Origin of the sequence: Pontibacter mucosus (genome assembly GCF_003054055.1) — a bacterium.
In the GTDB taxonomy this organism is placed as follows: domain Bacteria; phylum Bacteroidota; class Bacteroidia; order Cytophagales; family Hymenobacteraceae; genus Pontibacter; species Pontibacter mucosus.
In genome coordinates this window covers 199566-215684 of record NZ_QBKI01000004.1, presented here as the reverse complement: position 1 = coordinate 215684, position 16119 = coordinate 199566, and the positions used below count along the sequence as shown (strand labels likewise).

Below are 16119 nucleotides of genomic sequence, written 5' to 3'. Positions count from 1 at the left end.
TGCTTAAGTTACCCTCCTGACGCTGCGGGCATCTTAAGCACGCGGCCGTTATCTGAAAGCTCCAAAACATGAAAAGAAGAGACTTTTTAAGAAATACAGCCGTTGCAACCGCTGGCATTTCTATCGCTGCAAATGCGGAGTTGTTTGCACAGAAATGGGAAATAAGGAGGCTATTTATAACCGGTGGAGGGTATGACCTTAAAACCATCAACTACCTAATTTCCCTTACAGGAAAAGAAAATCCTAAAATATGTTTCCTGCCTACTCCCATGGGAGATAGTGAAGCATACATCAACAAATGGTTTGAAATAGCGAAAGAACTGCCGCTACAACCCTTTGTGCAGAAGGTGTTTATTTCAAGTACCGAACAGAAAACACCTTTCGAAGAAACATTGCTGCAAATGGATGCTATTCTGGTTACAGGCGGCAACACACTGAATGCTGTAGCTTTATGGAAAGCCCATGGAATTGACGTTATCCTCAGGAAAGCCTGGGAGAAAGGAATCGTTTTATCAGGACCCAGTGCGGGAGCGATTTGCTGGTTTGAAGAAGGACTTTCTGACTCCAGGCCAGTGGAGTATACTGCTGTGAAAGGATTGGGATTTTTGAAAGGAAGTAACTGTCCTCACTACCATACCGAAGCTGAAAGGCGTCCTTTATACTTGAAAATGATTGAAGAAGGTACGTTGCTTCCGGGGTATGCCTGTGACGAAACAGCCGGTCTTTACTTTGAAGGCACCCAATTGAAAAGAGTCGTCACACAAAATAAAGCAGATAAGGCTTATAAGGTAACAAAAAGTAAAGGTAAAGTGGTAGAGACAGCCTTAGAGCCTGAACTAATTTAGATATATATTCGCAGCCGGTAACTGCTAATTGCTATGGCTGTAATCCAGGAAACCCTTCTTCAATCATCCATCCTTCCAAAGTATAAAGTATAACAAATCAAATTTAAGGTCTTATTTTTGCAGCGCAGAAAGCATCATTAGATAGTATAGAATTGAGTAAGACCATCAGGCAATACAGCGAAACCGATACGCTACAGAAAGTAATTATCGGGAGGTACGAGAACTACAGTGAGGCCCCGGCCTATGTGGAGCTGGTGAACGAGGACCAGAAGCAGGGGCTGCCGCAGAAAGAGCAGTTGAAGGAGGAGTTCGATACTTTCAGGCGGGTGCTGACGGAGGCGGGCGTAGAGGTGCTGGTGCCGGATTACGTGGGCAAGTTTGTCTACGACCAGCTCACGCCGCGCGACCTGGGTGTGGTGATAGGGGAGAAGTTCCTGCTCTGCAACATGGTAAAAAGGAGCCGCCGCTACGAGAGCGCCGGTATTTTTCGCTACTTGCACGACATCCCCGGCCACGAAGCCAACATCATCATCCCTGACTCACCCTCCTGTTTTATAGAGGGCGGCGACATACTGGTAGACAAAGGGAACATCTTTGTGGCTGTGTCGCAGCGCACGAACCACGAGGGCGTGGCTTTTCTGGAGGAGCAGTTTGGCGATGCCTTTAACGTGGTGCCGGTAGAGGCGCGAACCCTCGCAGAAGGCGAAAACGTGCTGCACCTGGACTGCATGTTCAATCCTGTGGGAGGTAAGGCGGCGCTGATTTATGAGGAAGGCTTCAGGCAGGTTCCACGTGAGATACTGGACAGCTACGACCTGATCCGGGTGAACAAGGAGCAGCAGCGGGAACTGGCCACCAACATCCTGTCGCTGTCGCAGGACCGGATCATCAGCCGCGACCATCCGCTGTGCAAGCCCATCAACGAGGAAATCAGGAAGGCAGGCATAGAGGTAACGGAAATAACCTTTGATGCAGCGCCGGCCACGGGCGGCTCGTTCAGGTGCTGCAGTCTGCCTTTACTACGGGGCTAGGTTACCCGGGCATCAACAGTGGAAGTATAAAATCGGGTTTGGTGGAGACATAAACGAGAGCAATTTTGAGTAGTTTACGGCTAAAAGTATAACAGACCTATGTCCCTCACCATCCGCCCCATCCAGCCCACAGACAACGAGCCACTGGCCACGCTAATCCGGCAGGTTTTCCGGGAGTTTAAGATTGATAAGCCCGGTACGGTGTATACTGACCCGACCACCGACGCCTTGTATCAGCTCTTCCAAAACCCGGCCAGCGCCTACTTTGTTGCTGAAGAAGACGGCGTGATACTTGGTGGCTGCGGCGTATATCCCACCGATGGCTTGCCCGAAGGCTGCGCGGAGCTGGTGAAATTTTACCTCGCTGCCGAGGCCAGGGGCAAGGGCATTGGCCACGAATTAATGCAGCAAAGTATAAAAGCAGCCAGGGAGCTTGGTTACACGCAGCTCTACTTAGAGTCGTTTCCTGAGCTGGCCAAGGCCGTATCAATGTATGAGAAAGCAGGTTTTGTATCTTTGCCGCACGCACTGGGCAACTCCGGCCACTACGCCTGCACCATCTGGATGTTGAAAGAATTATGAGCATAGAAGAAGCCTACAACCGTTGGGCCCCGCAATACGACACGAACAAGAACCGCACCCGCGACCTGGAGGCGATGGCCCTGCGCGCTACATTGGGAAGTATAGCTTTTGATAGATGTCTGGAAATTGGCTGCGGTACAGGCAAAAACACCGAATGGCTGGTGCGAAGGGCGCTGCAGGTCACGGCTGTGGATTTGTCGGAGCAGATGCTGGAGCGGGCCAGAAAGAAAGTAAGCTCCAACAAGGCCGATTTTATACTTGCCGACATCACCCAAAACTGGAGTTTTGTCGCGCAGCCATATGATTTAGTGAGCTTTAGCCTGGTGCTGGAGCACATCGCGGACCTGGAGCATACCTTTAAGCAGGCGGCCCTCGCGTTGAACCACGGCGGGTACGTGTACATCGGCGAGTTGCATCCCTTTAAGCAATACAGCGGCACCAAGGCCCGCTTCGACACGGAGGAGGGGAGGCAGGAGGTGGAGTGCTACACCCACCACGTATCCGATTTTGTGCAGGCTGCCCGGCGACACGGCCTAAAGCTGGTGGATGTAAACGAGTACTTCGACAACAACGACCGCACCGGCATCCCGCGCATCCTGACCATCCTGTTGCAGAAAGTATAGGCCGGCACCTTCCCGGGTTAGCCCTAGCCTTTCGCCTCCTTTTATACTTGCATGCCTTTAAATGCAAAGCCTCGTGCCTGGCGGCAAATGGGATAATTATCTTATATTTGACAAGAGCTATATGTTTCTTAAATGCTGGCTGTGCAGGTTTATCCGTCACTAAAGTATTCCTCGGCTCTTTATTTAGCTTCATCACTACTTAACTAACCTATACCATGGCATCCATCAGTCCTTACCTCACCTTTACAGGTAACTGCGAAGAAGCTTTCAACTTCTACAAATCCGTATTCGGCGGCGATTTTCCGTATGTAGGCCGTTTTAAAGACATGCCTTCCGAGAACCCGATTCCGGAATCAGAAGGAAACAAAATCATGCACATTTCCCTGCCTATCAGCAAGGAGACTACATTGATGGGCAGCGACTCATCCGAGGCGTTCGGACATGCCACCGTAATGGGCAACAATTTCTCCATCTCCATCAACGCCGAGAATGAGGAAGAGGCCAAGCGTCTGTTCGATGGATTATCGGAAGGTGGCAAGGTAACGATGCCGCTGAACAAAACTTTCTGGGGCGCGCTGTTCGGCATGTTCACCGATAAGTTCGGCATCCAGTGGATGGTAAACTACGACTACGAGCAGAAATATTAAGCAACTCATTTGCGATTTACCCACTCCTGACCCCTGAAGAGGCTAGGAGTGGTTTTTATACTTTCACTGTACCATTTACTGCCTTAGAGCAGGTATAAATTTTGATGAAGATACTTTTAGCGGTAGGGATAGGCAGTTTTGTGGGCGGTGTGGCGCGCTACCTGCTCTCGTTGCTTATCCAGACACGGTCTGGCGCTGCGTTTCCATTCGGTACGCTGGGGGTAAATATACTGGGCTGCTTTCTTATCGGGCTCATTGTGGCTGTCTTGTCCAGGGGAACGCTGGCACCGGAATGGCGGCCCTTCCTGGTTACCGGTATCCTGGGTGGGTTTACCACTTTCTCGTCTTTCTCGATGGAGTCGGTTTACTTGCTGCAGGCAGAGCAGTACGGGCAGGCTATACTTTACATCCTGGCCAGCGTGGTGTTGGGCCTGCTGGCAACCTTTGCCGGGATGTGGCTGGTCAAGCTGGTCTAAGCCTTAGCTCAGGAACCCTTCCATACTTCGGAACACCGTCACCATCGCCTGCCCTCTCTCCGACAAAGTATACTCTATGTGCAGCGGTTTTTCCTGTACCACGGTCTTCACCAGGATATCAGCTTCCTCCATCTCTTTCAGCGCCGTCGCCACCGACTGCTTATTAGAGCCCGGCAACTGGCGCAGCAAACCATTAAACCGCACCGGCCCGTCCAGCGCCAGCCGGAAAATCTGCGGCTTCCACTTTCCCGATAACTGCTTCAGAATGCCCTCGGCGGGGCAGCTTGCCTCCTCCTGCGAAAAATTGTTGGTAGTCATGTTTTTTTGACTAATTGACTCTCCTAAAGTATAGGCCGACCTTTGTAAAAGAAGTTCAGCACGGCCGGTTGGTTACTAAGCTAACAGGCCGCCTTATACAAAGTTTAACCAAGATAAGAAGACCATGGAGACAAAACCAACAATCATGCACTGCGATATGGAGACTGGCGTTTGCGAAATGCCGGTAGCACAGGAAACCACAGAAGAAACTAACATTGCCGCTGCGCAGAAGCCGATCAAGCTGCTATACTTTACCGACCCGATCTGTTCCTCGTGCTGGGGTATCGATCCGCAACTGAAGAAACTGGCGCTGGAGTACGGCCCATACTTTGAAGTAGAGTACCGCATGGGCGGCTTGCTGCCAAGCTGGGAAGCCTACGGCGGCCGCGACGTAAACGGACCTGCCAGCGTAGCCCAGCACTGGGAAGAGGCCGGCGCCTACTACGAAATGCCAATAGACGGCGACCTGTGGCTGGAAGACCCGCTGCCATCCTCTTACCCGCCTTCCATCGCCTTTAAGGCAGCTCAGTTGCAGGGCGAGGACAAGGCCGTGAAGTTCCTGAGAAGGATAAAGGAGATGATCTTCCTGGAGAAGAAAAACATTGCCCGCTGGGAAAACCTGGCGCTGGCCGCCGAGCAGACTGGCCTGGATGTGGCGCAGCTGAAGTCTGATTTTGAAGGCAAGGCAGTAACGCTGTTCCAAGAAGATCTGGCGCTGGCGCGTCAGTTGGGCGTGCGCGGCTTCCCGACCATCTTTGTATCTGATCAGAATGATAACCGCGTGCTGGTATACGGCTCCCGCCCTTACGAGCAGTATGAGCAGGCGCTGCTGCAGCTGCACCCGGAGGCAAAAAAGCAGGTGTATGAAACAGCCTATACTTCGGTTTTTGCTAAGTATAGCACACTTACCACCAAGGAGTTTGCCGTTATCTCTGGTATGAAAACCGGCGAGGCCGAAGTATACCTGCAGAACCTGCACGCGCAAGGCAAAATTGGGAAGTATACTTCCAAGAACGGTGCCCTGTGGCTGAAGCAGTAAACCGGCCAAGACAAAGTATAAAAACAAAAAGCCCCGGCAATCGCCGGGGCTTTTCTATCAATAAGTTACTTAAAGCTTAGTGCTTTGCAAGGTAGTTAGAAACACCTTCTTTGGTAGCCTGCATACCTTCTTTGCCTTCAGACCAGTTGGCCGGGCAAACTTCGCCTTTCTCTTCGAAATACTGCAGGGCGTCTACCATACGCAGAGCCTCGTCGATTGAGCGGCCAAGCGGCAGGTCGTTTACAACCTGGTGACGAACTACGCCTTCTTTGTCGATCAGGAACAGACCGCGGTAAGCAACCGGCTCACCTACAAATACTGCTTCGCCTTCTTCGTTGTAGTCGTAGTGACCAGCCAGCACGTCGTAGTTCTGCGCGATAGTTTTAGAAGCATCTGCTACAAGTGGGTAGTTTACACCCTCGATACCACCCTGGTTGCGTGGTGTGTTCAGCCATGCGAAGTGAGAGAAATGCGTGTCAGTAGAGCAGCCTACTACGGCTACGTTCTTGCGCTCAAACTCTTCCATTCTGTCCTGGAAGGCGATGATCTCTGTTGGGCACACAAACGTGAAGTCCATTGGGTAGAAGTAGAAAATTACGTGCTTCTTGCCAATGTACTGCTCCAGAGAGAAGTTCTCTACAAATTCTCCGTTCTCAACGGCTGTTGCTTTAAAAGAAGGTGCTTTTTTACCAACTAATACTGCCATGTGTTATTTAGTTTTTAGGGTTTTGAATAATCTATTTTGAAACTCTTGAAATGCGTATTTGTTTATCGGGCTCCACTTTATTCCCCGTCAGCTGCACCGAAAAGCCCTTAATCTCAAAGTTTTCCAGTTTTCGTTTGCTGAAGAACTCGGTGAGCAGCTGCTCCAGCTCCTCATCCTCAAAATCTACAATTTCTTTGGTTTTGCTGCAGAAGATGTGGTTGTGCACGTGCGTGTTGGCATCGTAGCGCTTGCCGCCTTTCTCCGAAAGTGCTCGTTTGATGAGGCCTGTCTCTACGAAGGTGTCCAGGGTTTTGTAAACCGTGCCTAGTGAAAGAGTTGGGTTAGCGGGCCGCAGGTGCTGGTATACTTCCTCGGGAGTGGGATGGTGCCCATGCAGCTCCATCACTGCCTCGAACACCACAATGCGCTGGTGTGTGGCTTTCAAACCACCTTCCAGCAGGCGTTGTCGCAATTCGTCTCGGGTCTGGTTGTGCTGCATACTAGATAAGAATGTTTCTTACTTAGGAAAAGTTCCTGCAAAGATAGAGCTTATAGTTAAGAGTTAAAAGTTAAGAGTTAATAAAGTTTAGGAGTTTGGGAGTTAGAGAGTTGGGGAGTTGTAGAGACGCAATACCTTGCGTCTTTTTAGTTAGAAAGTTGGGAAGTTAAAAAGTTAGAAAGTGGGTAGTGCTTTCTGAGTTTATACTTCTGCCGCAAGTTTAGCGAAGCGTAAATGTGGCTGTACATGAGGCAAGTTTGCAACTTGCTTTCTGCGCGAGCAGAAAAGTATAAATAAGCAGACACTCTATACTTCGATTCGCTATAGCTAAAGTATGGCCTGCTCCTTTTCCCGCCATTGGTGGTGTTTTCACCAACAATCTATACTTCTACAGACTTCAGAGGTGAAGTATGAAAGCCTTTTACCCAAAGTATAAAGTATAGCCAAAGCCGTGGCAACCTTGCTTTTTCAAAGCAAAGCAGTTTCAAACTGCAGCCAAAGCTACCACAAGTTGCGCATTGCTAAACTTGCGGTAGGAAGAGTATACTCCTGCAGTTCCGGGTCGAACCACCCCCAACCCCTCCTTAGCCAAGGCGGGGAGTCTGCTACTACTTCAGCTAAAGTATAAGTGATGCAGCTTCAGCTTAACCTCCCTTCAACCAAGATCCACCCAGGATGACAAGTAAAAAGCCGGGGCAATGATGGCAACGCCTGAAGCAGTAAGAATAAGCTCCCCTCCTTGGACAAGGAGGGGTCAGGGGTGGTTGGATGACTTTCTAACTTTTTAACCTTCTAACTTCCCAACTCCTAAACTCCCCAACTCTCTAACTCCCAAACTACCTTCCCTTAAACTCCGGCTTGCGTTTCTCCACAAAGGCGTTCATGCCTTCGGTCTGGTCTTCGGAGGCGAAGCAGAGGTAGAAGTTCTTGCGCTCAAAGTATAAACCCTCGTCCAGGTTAGTTTCGAAAGAGCGGTTCACGGCTTCCTTGGCTAGCTTGGCTGCCACCGGCGACATCTGCGCAATCTCGGAGGCCAGTTTAAAAGCCTCCTCCAGGTATAGCTCCACTGGCACCACGCGGTTAATGAGGCCGTGCTTCTCGGCTTCTACGGCGCTCATAAACCTGCTGGTCAGCACCATTTCCATGGCTTTGGCTTTTCCGATGGCTTTGGTCAGGCGCTGCGTGCCGCCGGCGCCGGGCATCACGCCGATCTTGATCTCCGGCTGACCGAATTGCGCTGTCTCCGAGGCTACAATCATGTCGCAGGTCATAGCCAGTTCACAGCCGCCACCCAGGGCAAAACCCGAAACCGCCGCGATGATCGGCTTCTTAGTCTTGCGGATCTGATCCCAGGTAGAGAACTGATCGATGTTGAGCATGTCGATGGCGGTTTTGCCGGCCATTTGCTTGATGTCAGCTCCGGCGGCGAAGGCGCGCTCGTTGCCCGTGATGATGATCACGCGAACGGCATCGTCCTCGTCTAGTGCCTTGAGGGCATCGCGCAGCTCGCCCATGAGCTGCAGGTTCAGGGCATTCAGTTCTTTGGGGCGGTTGAGTTGGATAAGCGCCACGTGCGGCTGCGCCTGTGGGGTTACAAGTATAAATTCCATTGTAGTGATAGGTTTCGGTTATGACGTATGAAGTTAGCTTTTTGCGGCAAGTATAGAAACACTCAAAGTATAAACTAGCGGCACACGATCTGGAAAGTAGTACGCGTGCGCTGCTCCAGCAGCACCTCCTTGCCCTCCTGTATGCGTTTTATACTTTCCGCGTTGTAGTTTTTAACCGTGTAGAGCTGCAGCTGGGTGTTGTAGTGGATCACGAACTGGTCCTGCAGGGTCTGCATCAGCCGCTCCAGGCGCTCAGGGTTGTAGTCGGTGCAGATGGAGAAGGAGATGGCCGAGTTCTGCATCAGGTTGATTTTGATGCGCAGCTCTGAGAGCGCGTTAAATATGGTGCCCAGGTTCTTCTCCGAGATAAAGGTAAAATCCTTCACCCCAAACGACACCAGGCACTGGTTTTCTTTTATAATATAAGCCGGGGCCTGTACCTCAAAACGGCAGTCGCAGATCTTGGTGCCCTCGCCCTCGGGGTCCAGAAACGACTTCACGTAGAGCGGTATTTTCTTGTTGGCGAGCGGCTTGATGGTTTTGGGGTGGATGACCGAGGCTCCGTAATAAGCCATCTCCACTGTCTCCTGATAGGAGATTTCCGGGTAGCGCACCGTGTCGGGGAAGTGCTTGGGGTCGGCGTTGAGCAGGCCGGCCACATCTTTCCAGATCACCATTTCCGAGGCATCGAGGCAGAAGGCAAAGATGGCGGCGCTGAAGTCGGAGCCCTCGCGGCCCAGCGTGGTGGTATGGCCGTTGTTGGTGCCGCCCAGGAAGCCCTGCGTTACCACTAGCCCTTGCTGCAGCAGTTGCGGCACGTCGCGGCGGATCAGGCGCTCGGTCCAGGCCCAATCTACTTTCCCTTCGCGCCAGTTATTGTCGGTTTGGATGTACTTCCTGCTGTCTATCAGTGAGTTGTAAACATCCTGTTCGGCCAGGAAATAATGCAGAATGGTGGCGGAAAAAAGTTCGCCAAAACTTACTGTTTGATCGTATACCCAATCAAAATTATCGGTCGGGGAGATTTCGCTGAGCCTGGTGCGGAGTAGATCGAACAGGTGCTCCAGCCGTTCGTGTGCCGGGTGCCCCTGCTCCGAAAAGAGCTCCTGCAGCACCTGCAGATGGTATGCTTTGAGCTGCTCCAGCTCTGCGCTAAAATCCTGCTGGCGGAAGGCCAGCCCGAGAAGCGCCTCCAGGGCGTTGGTGGTTTTGCCCATGGCAGAGACAACCACCAGCAGCCGGCTCCCGTCGTCCTGGGTTTGGATGATGCGGGCCAGGTTGCGGAACGCAGCGGCATCTTTAACGGAAGCGCCGCCAAACTTGTATACTTTAATCCTTTCTGTATTCATATATCGTAGACGCAGGGCTCTCGGAATATAGTCTAAAAATGATATTTTTGTAAATTACTTACTATCAGTAAAACCTATCAACATGAATGAAAAATTAGGACTGCCTGTCGGAACGACACTCGACAGGTTTATTATGAGGAAGCAGGAGGACTTCCCCTTCGCGACGGGGGAGCTGTCTCAGTTGCTTCGCGACATTGCCCTGGCTGCAAAGATCGTAAACCGCGAGATAAATCGCGCAGGTTTGCTTGATGTAACTGGTGCCTACGGCCAGCAAAATGTGCAGGGCGAGGACCAGCAGAAGCTGGACGTGATCGCGAACATCCGCTTTATACGTGCCCTGCGCAACGGCGGTGAGGTATGCTCCATCATTTCGGAGGAGGAGGACGAGGTTATCCAGACCGGCAACACCCGCGGCAAGTACATCGTGGCCATCGACCCGCTGGACGGCTCCTCCAACATTGACGTGAACGTGTCTATCGGCACGATCTTCTCCATCTACCGCCGTATTTCCGATCAAGGCGGCGATGGCACCATGGAGGACTGCCTGCAGAGCGGCACGCGCCAGGTGGCAGCCGGTTACGTTATCTACGGCTCATCTACCATGCTGGTGTATACGACCGGGGCAGGCGTAAACGGCTTCACCTACGACCCCACGCTGGGCGAGTTTTTCCTGTCGCACCCTAACATGTGCACTCCTAAAACGGGCAAGATCTACTCCATCAACGAGGGCACTTACAACTCTTTCCCGGAGGGCGTGAAGCAGTATGTGCAGTATTGCAAGGAAAACGAGTACTCGGCGCGCTATATTGGCTCGCTGGTAGGCGATTTCCACCGTAACCTGATTAAAGGAGGTATTTACATTTACCCAGCCACGGCCAAAGCTCCCAACGGCAAGCTGCGCCTGATGTACGAGTGCAACGCGCTTGCCTTTATTGCAGAGCAGGCGGGCGGAAAGGCCACTAACGGTTCGCAGCGCATTATGGAGCTGGTACCTACCGAACTACACGAGCGCTGCCCGCTGTTTATCGGCTCGCCAGAGATGGTAGACAAGGCAGAGGAGTTTTTGAAAGTTGAACTAGCCGTAAGTTAACCCAACCCACCCATCTGGAATTAGTAATCTGACTAACAACATCACAAAGGCAGGAGGCGCAACGCTTCCTGCCTTTCTTGCTTTAGTGCCCGCTGTACCGCAGTCTTATCTCGGCTTTTTGTATTTCTCTTTTGATGATAAGGCGGGCAATGCGGGTGGCAATGATTTCCTCGTCGGCGTCAATCATGGCCTCTTTTACCTTTTGCTCGTCCACGTCGATGCGGTAGAGGATGTGCAGCAGCCGGCTGAAGTCGTTGCGCAGAAGTTGCTGCACGATGTGCGCGAGCTTAAACTCCAGCGCCTCCAGGTTGGTGGCTGGCAGGTTTTCCACGTCAAAAATACGCTGCAGGTGGTTGGTGGTACCTGCAAGCAGGGCAGGGGAGTAAGGCATTGCGTAAAGGTACATATACTTTAGAAATTGTTGCTGCAAGTATAAATAGCTGAAGGCGGCAAATGTTTTATACTTATACTTTGGCCAGAGAATGGAGTGTGGTTTTATACTTCTGGTTTTTATACTTGCTGGGCCCGCTTAATCCACCCCTAACCTCTCCAAGGAGGGGAATTATACTTCTGCCAAGTCCCCCTTCGAAGGGGGTAGGGGGATGACAATCGTTCCCCGATTTCGCTCCTCTGGGCTAGCCAAAGCGCGAGTTTTGAGTTAGCGAGAGTAGCCTTAAGGGGTTGGGTTTACTTTTAGTGAAGACTCTTGCCACTGGCCTTACACCCCTATGGTCCCCTCAAGGGGACAGTTACTTGTAGACTTAAGGGATCTTTTTTCAGAGGAAGGGGGGCTGGAATACAGGTACAGGAATTCCCCTCTCGGGCGGGGCGGGGGTGGGTTTACACCTTCACGTAAGTATAAATCACAGCATCTATACTTTATACTTCAGCCAGCCCGCAAAAGTATAATTTGCCTAAAGTATAAAAGCTCAAAGTATAAACCAGCAGCAACAAAAAAGCCCTCCGTGCGGGAGGGCTTTTCTTATAGGTTAGGCTTCCTTTTCAGATTTCTTCTTGCTGGGAGCCTTTTTCTCAGCGGGTTCCTTTTCTTTTTTAGCCTCAGCTTCCTTTTTGGCCGCTGGTTTCTTTTCCGCCTTTGATTCTTCAGACTTGGCAGCCTCGGTAAAGCCAACGTGCTTTCTCACGATGCTGTACCAGCTTACCAGTTTCTTCATGTCCGATACGTAAACGCGGTCCTCGTCGAAGTTTGGCAGCACGTTGCTCATAAACTCCTTGTAGTCCTCGTTCGATGGCTTGTCGCCCAGGGGCAGGTCCTCGCCATACTTCTCGTTTACGCGGTCAAACACCTCGGCAAGCGGCACAGTGCCTTCTCCGTCGGTGGTATAGATCGAGATCTCGTCGAGCAGCGACATGCGGTGGCGCGCCTGTGCTACCATCGTCTTCGGAGTGTCCTCCAGGCTCTCCAAAATCACACCGGTGCGTGTAGGTTTCACTACACGGTAAAGGCCGCTTTGGCCGGAAACTGCTGCAACTTGTCTTAAATCAATAGGCATAGGTAATATGTCTTGTGTCGGTTATAGTTTAAACATTATCGGAATACTGGCATCCACACCGTAGCCGGGGGCTTTAAACTTCAGCAGCTTGGCCACCCGCAGCGCCTCCTCCCCGGTGCCGGCGCCGGCATTGCGCAGTACCTTAAAGTTGGTGGTGGAGCCATCCGGGTTCAGGGTGAAGCTGATGATGCAGTCGCCCTGCACGCGGTTGCGCTTAGCCAGCATGGGGTACTGCAGCTCTTTATAAATAGCCTGGTACATTGCCTCCTGGCCACCCTCGTAGTACTCGGCCACCGGTACGGCTTTCCCAGGGATCCATACTTTATCCTCCGTGGCCGCCTGCGCGGTGGCTTTGCCAGTGTTTTGGGCGTTTGCCGCCGTTACTGCCAGCATGGCAAATAAAAGAAACAAAAACGAAATTCCAGTTCTCATAAGGGTAAACATTTAAAATTTTCTACATCACGGGTCCTGCTGCCACACTCTTAAATGCTAACCAATGTCCGCTGCCTCAGGGCTGGTTCTGCACCTGCGCGTTCACCTCTTCTATAAAGCTGAGGATCTCGTCGCGGCCGATCTGCTTTTCTGAGGAAGTGCGGAACATCTGCGGCAACTCTTCCCATGTTTCCCGCAGTTTACGCTTCCAGGCAGCGATGGTTGAGTCCGTCTTGATGGACGACTGCTTATCGAGCTTGGTGAACACAATCACAAAAGGCACGCCCATGTTGCCGAGCTGGTGTATGAACTCCAGGTCCTGCGCCATAGGGTCGTGGCGGCTGTCTATCAGCACAAACATGCAGGCCAGGTTCTCGCGCTTCTGCAGGTAAAAGTTTATCATGCGGCGCCACTCCTCGCGCGAGCGCTTGCTCACCTTGGCGTATCCGTAGCCCGGTAAGTCCACCAGGTACCACTCGTTGTTTATCAGAAAGTGGTTGATGAGCTGCGTCTTGCCAGGCTGCCCCGAGGTCTTGGCCAGGTTCTTCTGGTTTGTGAGCATGTTAATGAGCGACGACTTGCCCACGTTGGATCGCCCGATAAAGGCATACTCCGGCTTGTCCGGCTTCGGGCAGGCCTCCACCTTGGTGTTGCTCATCAAAAACTGTGCTTCCTTTATTACCATGCTGCTGTGTGTTGTGGTAGCTAAAGCCGCCTCTTTGTCCGCACTTCTTCCAAAGTTTGGGCGGCAATCCTGTTGTAAAACCCCAAAGGTAGCAAATTAATTCTCCGTGGTGTTTGGCAGGTACCACTCTCAGCTCTGAAACGCAAAAAAACACGTAACATTTAGTCCCGGGCCACCTTATCCTGAGCTCCCCCGGAAATATTTTAAAAAGTATACCTTATTGGGGTAAAGTTGCCTTATTTATGGTCATATATACTTTGCTTATATAATATATTGTATATATTTGCTGCTGATTCAATTTCGTGTGAGTAATTTTATACCTATACCTGCCTCTTTTAGATGCAGGGCTTCCGGAAACCCGCTTACTATTTCCGGATTGCCAGACGTACACCGGCCAAATTTTTAAGGGAGAGATATGTATTTCAGATATACTAAAATATATATATCTCGTATAGATGCTGGAATATCCCGGCAGCCCGCTTGGAGCTGCCTAATGTCTCAGGAGATTTTTTAAATCACCACTAGTTTAGGAAAGTATAACAAACCCTTTATCACATGAATTATTTAGCCAAAACGTTCTCGCGGGGATCTCTGCTGCTTGCCGTGGTATGCCTTATGGCCACTTCCGCATCGGGGCAAAGCACCAGAAAGCAATTGCGAACTGCAAACAAATTCTTTAATAAGGAGAACTACCGTGCTGCGCTTCCTTATTATGACCAGGTGTTAACGGCAGACCCTAACAATGCTAAGGCGCTATACTTTGCCGGTATCAGCTACCTGAGCTTTGACAAGGAGAGGTCGGCTGACTACCTGTACCGCGCAGCCGAGCTTAACCCGAAAGTGGACAAGGAGCTGGAATACTGGTTGGGGCGCACCGACCACATCAACTACCGCTTCGACAGCGCCATTGAGCACTTCAAGAACTATCAGAAAACCATCAAGCCGCGCAACGTAGAGCGTAAAGAGGAGGTGGCACAGCTGATCCAGTATGCCCAGAACGCCAAGCGCGAGGTGGCTAACCCGAAGGATGTGTTCGTGAAAAACCTGGGCGGTGATGTGAACACGGCATTCTCCGAGCACAGCCCGGTTATCTCATCAGACTATAACTACCTGCTGTTCACTTCGCGCGCCGAGGGAGCCACGGGCGGTAAGGCTGCTGAAGACGGGGAGTACTTTGAGGATATTTTCGAGACCACCCGCACCGGCGAGGACTCCTGGGAGAAACCGCGCATTGTGGCAGGCGGCCTGAACAGCGCCGGCCATGACGCCTCTATCCAACTCTTCGACAACGATACCAAGCTGTTGCTGTACCAATCAATCAACAACGGTGATATCATGGTATCCGAGCGCCAGTCGGACGGAAGCTGGGGCACGCCGAAGAGCATCAGCGACAAAGTGAACACCCGTGATTTTGAGTCTGATGCCTACATCACGCCAGACGGATCTACGCTGTTCTTCTCTACGAGCCACTACTCCGAGAACGGTGACCTGGACATCTACATGGTGCAGCGCGAAAAGAGCGGCAACTGGGGCAACCCGAAGAGCCTTGGCAGAACCATCAACACCCGCTTCGACGAGGACAGCCCCTACCTGTCTGCTGACGGAACGTTATTCTTTGCCTCCCGCGGCCACAACAGCATGGGCGGTTACGACATATTCGCTTCCAAGTATGACTCGGTGGCGCGCCGCTGGGGCCGTCCGGTAAACCTGGGCTCTCCAATCAACACGCCGGATGATGACACTTACTACCGCCTGGCTCCGGACGGAAGCTACGCTTACCTGTCGTCTTACCGCATCGGTGGCTACGGCGAGAAGGACATCTACACGATTAACTACATCAAAAACACCGAGGTTAAGGGCCGTGTGCTGGTAATGGGCGATAGCACCCTTACCCTGCCAGGCGTAGAGCTTATCTTTAACGGTGTGCAGGCCGACAACCGTCCGATTTCTTACCGCGACGTGAGCAAGCCGGATTCTGCTACCTATAGCGTAAACGTGCTCTCCGGCCGTAACTACCAGGTGCAGCTGTCGCTAGACGGTCAGGTGCTGGAGACACAGGAGGTAGAGGTACCTGTTGTGCTGGACGACACGACCACGGTTAGAAAAGACTTCTTCGTGACGCTGGACGACACGACAGCCGCCCGCATTGCCCGCCTGGCTCCGGATGCCGCTGTAGGAGAATTCAAGTTCGAAAACATCTACTTCGCTACCGACAAGTATGACCTGCGCCCTGAGGCTATCCAGGAACTGGACAAAATTGCTGAAATCATGAAGGCTAACCCAACCATGAACATCAGCATCGAAGGCCACACCGACTCACGTGCCAGCGACTCCTACAACATGACCCTTGGCCAGAACCGTGCTGACGCCGCCTTCGATTACTTAGTGAAGAAAGGTATCTCGGCTAAGCGCATGGTAACGGTGAGCTACGGCGAGAGCAGACCTGCCGTGCCGAACACCTCTGCTGACAACATGCAGCTGAACCGCAGAACTATCTTCAGAGTGCTGGAGCGCGACGAGATACAGAAAGGTAAGGAAGTGCAGTAAGACCAAACCTTGGCCCTGAGCCAAAACTATACTTCAGAAGCAGGCCGGGCGCATACCCGGCCTGCTTTTTTTACTTTTCGGAACATATTCTGCGGATTATAGTTTTAGGTACTGTATTTTTGCCTT

18 protein-coding genes are annotated in these 16119 nt (G+C 51.7%); 9 read left to right on the top strand and 9 right to left on the bottom strand.

Annotated elements, in window-relative coordinates; genetic code table 11:
• The first annotated feature begins 68 nt into the window (after window positions 1-68).
• The 6 genes from C8N40_RS09615 to crcB all read left to right on the top strand — a co-directional run bounded on the left by C8N40_RS09615 (window position 69) and on the right by crcB (window position 4204).
• Complete coding sequence (locus C8N40_RS09615; RefSeq protein ID WP_108211562.1) at window positions 69-845, top strand: Type 1 glutamine amidotransferase-like domain-containing protein; 777 nt, start codon at window positions 69-71, stop codon at window positions 843-845.
• A 152-nt stretch (window positions 846-997) separates the two neighbouring features.
• A complete protein-coding gene (locus C8N40_RS09610) occupies window positions 998-1876 on the top strand; it encodes a dimethylarginine dimethylaminohydrolase family protein (protein ID WP_170114070.1) in 879 nt (292 codons plus the stop codon).
• 99 nt (window positions 1877-1975) lie between these two features.
• Window positions 1976-2458 (top strand): GNAT family N-acetyltransferase, encoded by a 483-nt coding sequence (locus C8N40_RS09605; RefSeq protein WP_108211560.1) that lies wholly within the window; start codon window positions 1976-1978, stop codon window positions 2456-2458.
• Window positions 2455-3081, top strand: a complete 627-nt coding sequence (locus C8N40_RS09600; protein WP_108211559.1) for a class I SAM-dependent methyltransferase — start codon at window positions 2455-2457, stop codon at window positions 3079-3081. The genes C8N40_RS09605 and C8N40_RS09600 overlap by 4 nt, the downstream gene beginning before the upstream one ends.
• A gap of 215 nt (window positions 3082-3296) precedes the next feature.
• A complete protein-coding gene (locus C8N40_RS09595; protein ID WP_108211558.1) occupies window positions 3297-3728 on the top strand; it encodes a VOC family protein in 432 nt (143 codons plus the stop codon).
• Window positions 3729-3832: 104 nt separating this feature from the next.
• Window positions 3833-4204 carry a fluoride efflux transporter CrcB gene (crcB, locus tag C8N40_RS09590; RefSeq protein WP_108211557.1) on the top strand — a complete coding sequence of 124 codons (372 nt, stop codon included), beginning with the start codon at window positions 3833-3835 and terminating at the stop codon, window positions 4202-4204.
• Window positions 4205-4207: 3 nt separating this feature from the next.
• Here crcB and C8N40_RS09585 read toward each other — a convergent pair whose 3' ends face one another.
• On the bottom strand, window positions 4208-4522 hold the full coding sequence (locus tag C8N40_RS09585; RefSeq protein WP_108211556.1) for a winged helix-turn-helix transcriptional regulator: 315 nt from the start codon (window positions 4520-4522) through the stop codon (window positions 4208-4210).
• Window positions 4523-4646: 124 nt separating this feature from the next.
• Between C8N40_RS09585 and C8N40_RS09580 the strand changes: the two genes are divergently transcribed.
• Complete coding sequence (locus tag C8N40_RS09580) at window positions 4647-5561, top strand: ClpXP adapter SpxH family protein (protein WP_108211555.1); 915 nt, start codon at window positions 4647-4649, stop codon at window positions 5559-5561.
• A gap of 76 nt (window positions 5562-5637) precedes the next feature.
• Here C8N40_RS09580 and C8N40_RS09575 read toward each other — a convergent pair whose 3' ends face one another.
• From C8N40_RS09575 to C8N40_RS09560, 4 genes are all read right to left on the bottom strand, one after another.
• A complete protein-coding gene (locus C8N40_RS09575; RefSeq protein ID WP_108211554.1) occupies window positions 5638-6267 on the bottom strand; it encodes a peroxiredoxin in 630 nt (209 codons plus the stop codon).
• Between the two features lie 31 nt (window positions 6268-6298).
• Entirely contained in the window at window positions 6299-6766 is a 468-nt protein-coding gene (locus tag C8N40_RS09570) for a Fur family transcriptional regulator (protein WP_108211553.1), read from the bottom strand.
• Between the two features lie 836 nt (window positions 6767-7602).
• A complete protein-coding gene (locus tag C8N40_RS09565; protein ID WP_108211552.1) occupies window positions 7603-8376 on the bottom strand; it encodes an enoyl-CoA hydratase-related protein in 774 nt (257 codons plus the stop codon).
• 74 nt (window positions 8377-8450) lie between these two features.
• A complete protein-coding gene (locus tag C8N40_RS09560; protein WP_108211551.1) occupies window positions 8451-9725 on the bottom strand; it encodes an aspartate kinase in 1275 nt (424 codons plus the stop codon).
• An 82-nt stretch (window positions 9726-9807) separates the two neighbouring features.
• Between C8N40_RS09560 and fbp the strand changes: the two genes are divergently transcribed.
• Window positions 9808-10815 carry a class 1 fructose-bisphosphatase gene (gene fbp / locus C8N40_RS09555; protein WP_108211550.1) on the top strand — a complete coding sequence of 336 codons (1008 nt, stop codon included), beginning with the start codon at window positions 9808-9810 and terminating at the stop codon, window positions 10813-10815.
• An 82-nt stretch (window positions 10816-10897) separates the two neighbouring features.
• Here fbp and C8N40_RS09550 read toward each other — a convergent pair whose 3' ends face one another.
• The 4 genes from C8N40_RS09550 to yihA all read right to left on the bottom strand — a co-directional run bounded on the left by C8N40_RS09550 (window position 10898) and on the right by yihA (window position 13446).
• A complete protein-coding gene (locus C8N40_RS09550) occupies window positions 10898-11221 on the bottom strand; it encodes a hypothetical protein (protein ID WP_108211549.1) in 324 nt (107 codons plus the stop codon).
• 583 nt (window positions 11222-11804) lie between these two features.
• Complete coding sequence (locus tag C8N40_RS09545) at window positions 11805-12329, bottom strand: DUF5606 family protein (RefSeq protein WP_108211548.1); 525 nt, start codon at window positions 12327-12329, stop codon at window positions 11805-11807.
• A 21-nt stretch (window positions 12330-12350) separates the two neighbouring features.
• On the bottom strand, window positions 12351-12761 hold the full coding sequence (locus tag C8N40_RS09540; RefSeq protein ID WP_108211764.1) for an energy transducer TonB: 411 nt from the start codon (window positions 12759-12761) through the stop codon (window positions 12351-12353).
• Window positions 12762-12837: 76 nt separating this feature from the next.
• On the bottom strand, window positions 12838-13446 hold the full coding sequence (gene yihA, locus C8N40_RS09535; protein ID WP_092105126.1) for a ribosome biogenesis GTP-binding protein YihA/YsxC: 609 nt from the start codon (window positions 13444-13446) through the stop codon (window positions 12838-12840).
• Window positions 13447-14001: 555 nt separating this feature from the next.
• Here yihA and C8N40_RS09530 point away from each other — a divergent pair.
• Complete coding sequence (locus C8N40_RS09530; protein WP_108211547.1) at window positions 14002-15993, top strand: OmpA family protein; 1992 nt, start codon at window positions 14002-14004, stop codon at window positions 15991-15993.
• Window positions 15994-16119: the final 126 nt, after the last annotated feature.

What these genes read in the sequence shown, in the direction of transcription:
- C8N40_RS09615 (WP_108211562.1), top strand. Translation starts at nt 69, where the DNA reads ATGAAAAGAAGAGACTTTTTAAGAAATACAGCCGTTGCAACCGCTGGC.
- C8N40_RS09605 (WP_108211560.1), top strand. Translation starts at nt 1,976, where the DNA reads ATGTCCCTCACCATCCGCCCCATCCAGCCCACAGACAACGAGCCACTG.
- C8N40_RS09600 (WP_108211559.1), top strand. Translation starts at nt 2,455, where the DNA reads ATGAGCATAGAAGAAGCCTACAACCGTTGGGCCCCGCAATACGACACG.
- C8N40_RS09595 (WP_108211558.1), top strand. Translation starts at nt 3,297, where the DNA reads ATGGCATCCATCAGTCCTTACCTCACCTTTACAGGTAACTGCGAAGAA.
- crcB (WP_108211557.1), top strand. Translation starts at nt 3,833, where the DNA reads ATGAAGATACTTTTAGCGGTAGGGATAGGCAGTTTTGTGGGCGGTGTG.
- C8N40_RS09585 (WP_108211556.1), bottom strand. Translation starts at nt 4,522, where the DNA reads ATGACTACCAACAATTTTTCGCAGGAGGAGGCAAGCTGCCCCGCCGAG.
- C8N40_RS09580 (WP_108211555.1), top strand. Translation starts at nt 4,647, where the DNA reads ATGGAGACAAAACCAACAATCATGCACTGCGATATGGAGACTGGCGTT.
- C8N40_RS09575 (WP_108211554.1), bottom strand. Translation starts at nt 6,267, where the DNA reads ATGGCAGTATTAGTTGGTAAAAAAGCACCTTCTTTTAAAGCAACAGCC.
- C8N40_RS09570 (WP_108211553.1), bottom strand. Translation starts at nt 6,766, where the DNA reads ATGCAGCACAACCAGACCCGAGACGAATTGCGACAACGCCTGCTGGAA.
- C8N40_RS09565 (WP_108211552.1), bottom strand. Translation starts at nt 8,376, where the DNA reads ATGGAATTTATACTTGTAACCCCACAGGCGCAGCCGCACGTGGCGCTT.
- C8N40_RS09560 (WP_108211551.1), bottom strand. Translation starts at nt 9,725, where the DNA reads ATGAATACAGAAAGGATTAAAGTATACAAGTTTGGCGGCGCTTCCGTT.
- fbp (WP_108211550.1), top strand. Translation starts at nt 9,808, where the DNA reads ATGAATGAAAAATTAGGACTGCCTGTCGGAACGACACTCGACAGGTTT.
- C8N40_RS09550 (WP_108211549.1), bottom strand. Translation starts at nt 11,221, where the DNA reads ATGTACCTTTACGCAATGCCTTACTCCCCTGCCCTGCTTGCAGGTACC.
- C8N40_RS09545 (WP_108211548.1), bottom strand. Translation starts at nt 12,329, where the DNA reads ATGCCTATTGATTTAAGACAAGTTGCAGCAGTTTCCGGCCAAAGCGGC.
- C8N40_RS09540 (WP_108211764.1), bottom strand. Translation starts at nt 12,761, where the DNA reads ATGAGAACTGGAATTTCGTTTTTGTTTCTTTTATTTGCCATGCTGGCA.
- yihA (WP_092105126.1), bottom strand. Translation starts at nt 13,446, where the DNA reads ATGGTAATAAAGGAAGCACAGTTTTTGATGAGCAACACCAAGGTGGAG.
- C8N40_RS09530 (WP_108211547.1), top strand. Translation starts at nt 14,002, where the DNA reads ATGAATTATTTAGCCAAAACGTTCTCGCGGGGATCTCTGCTGCTTGCC.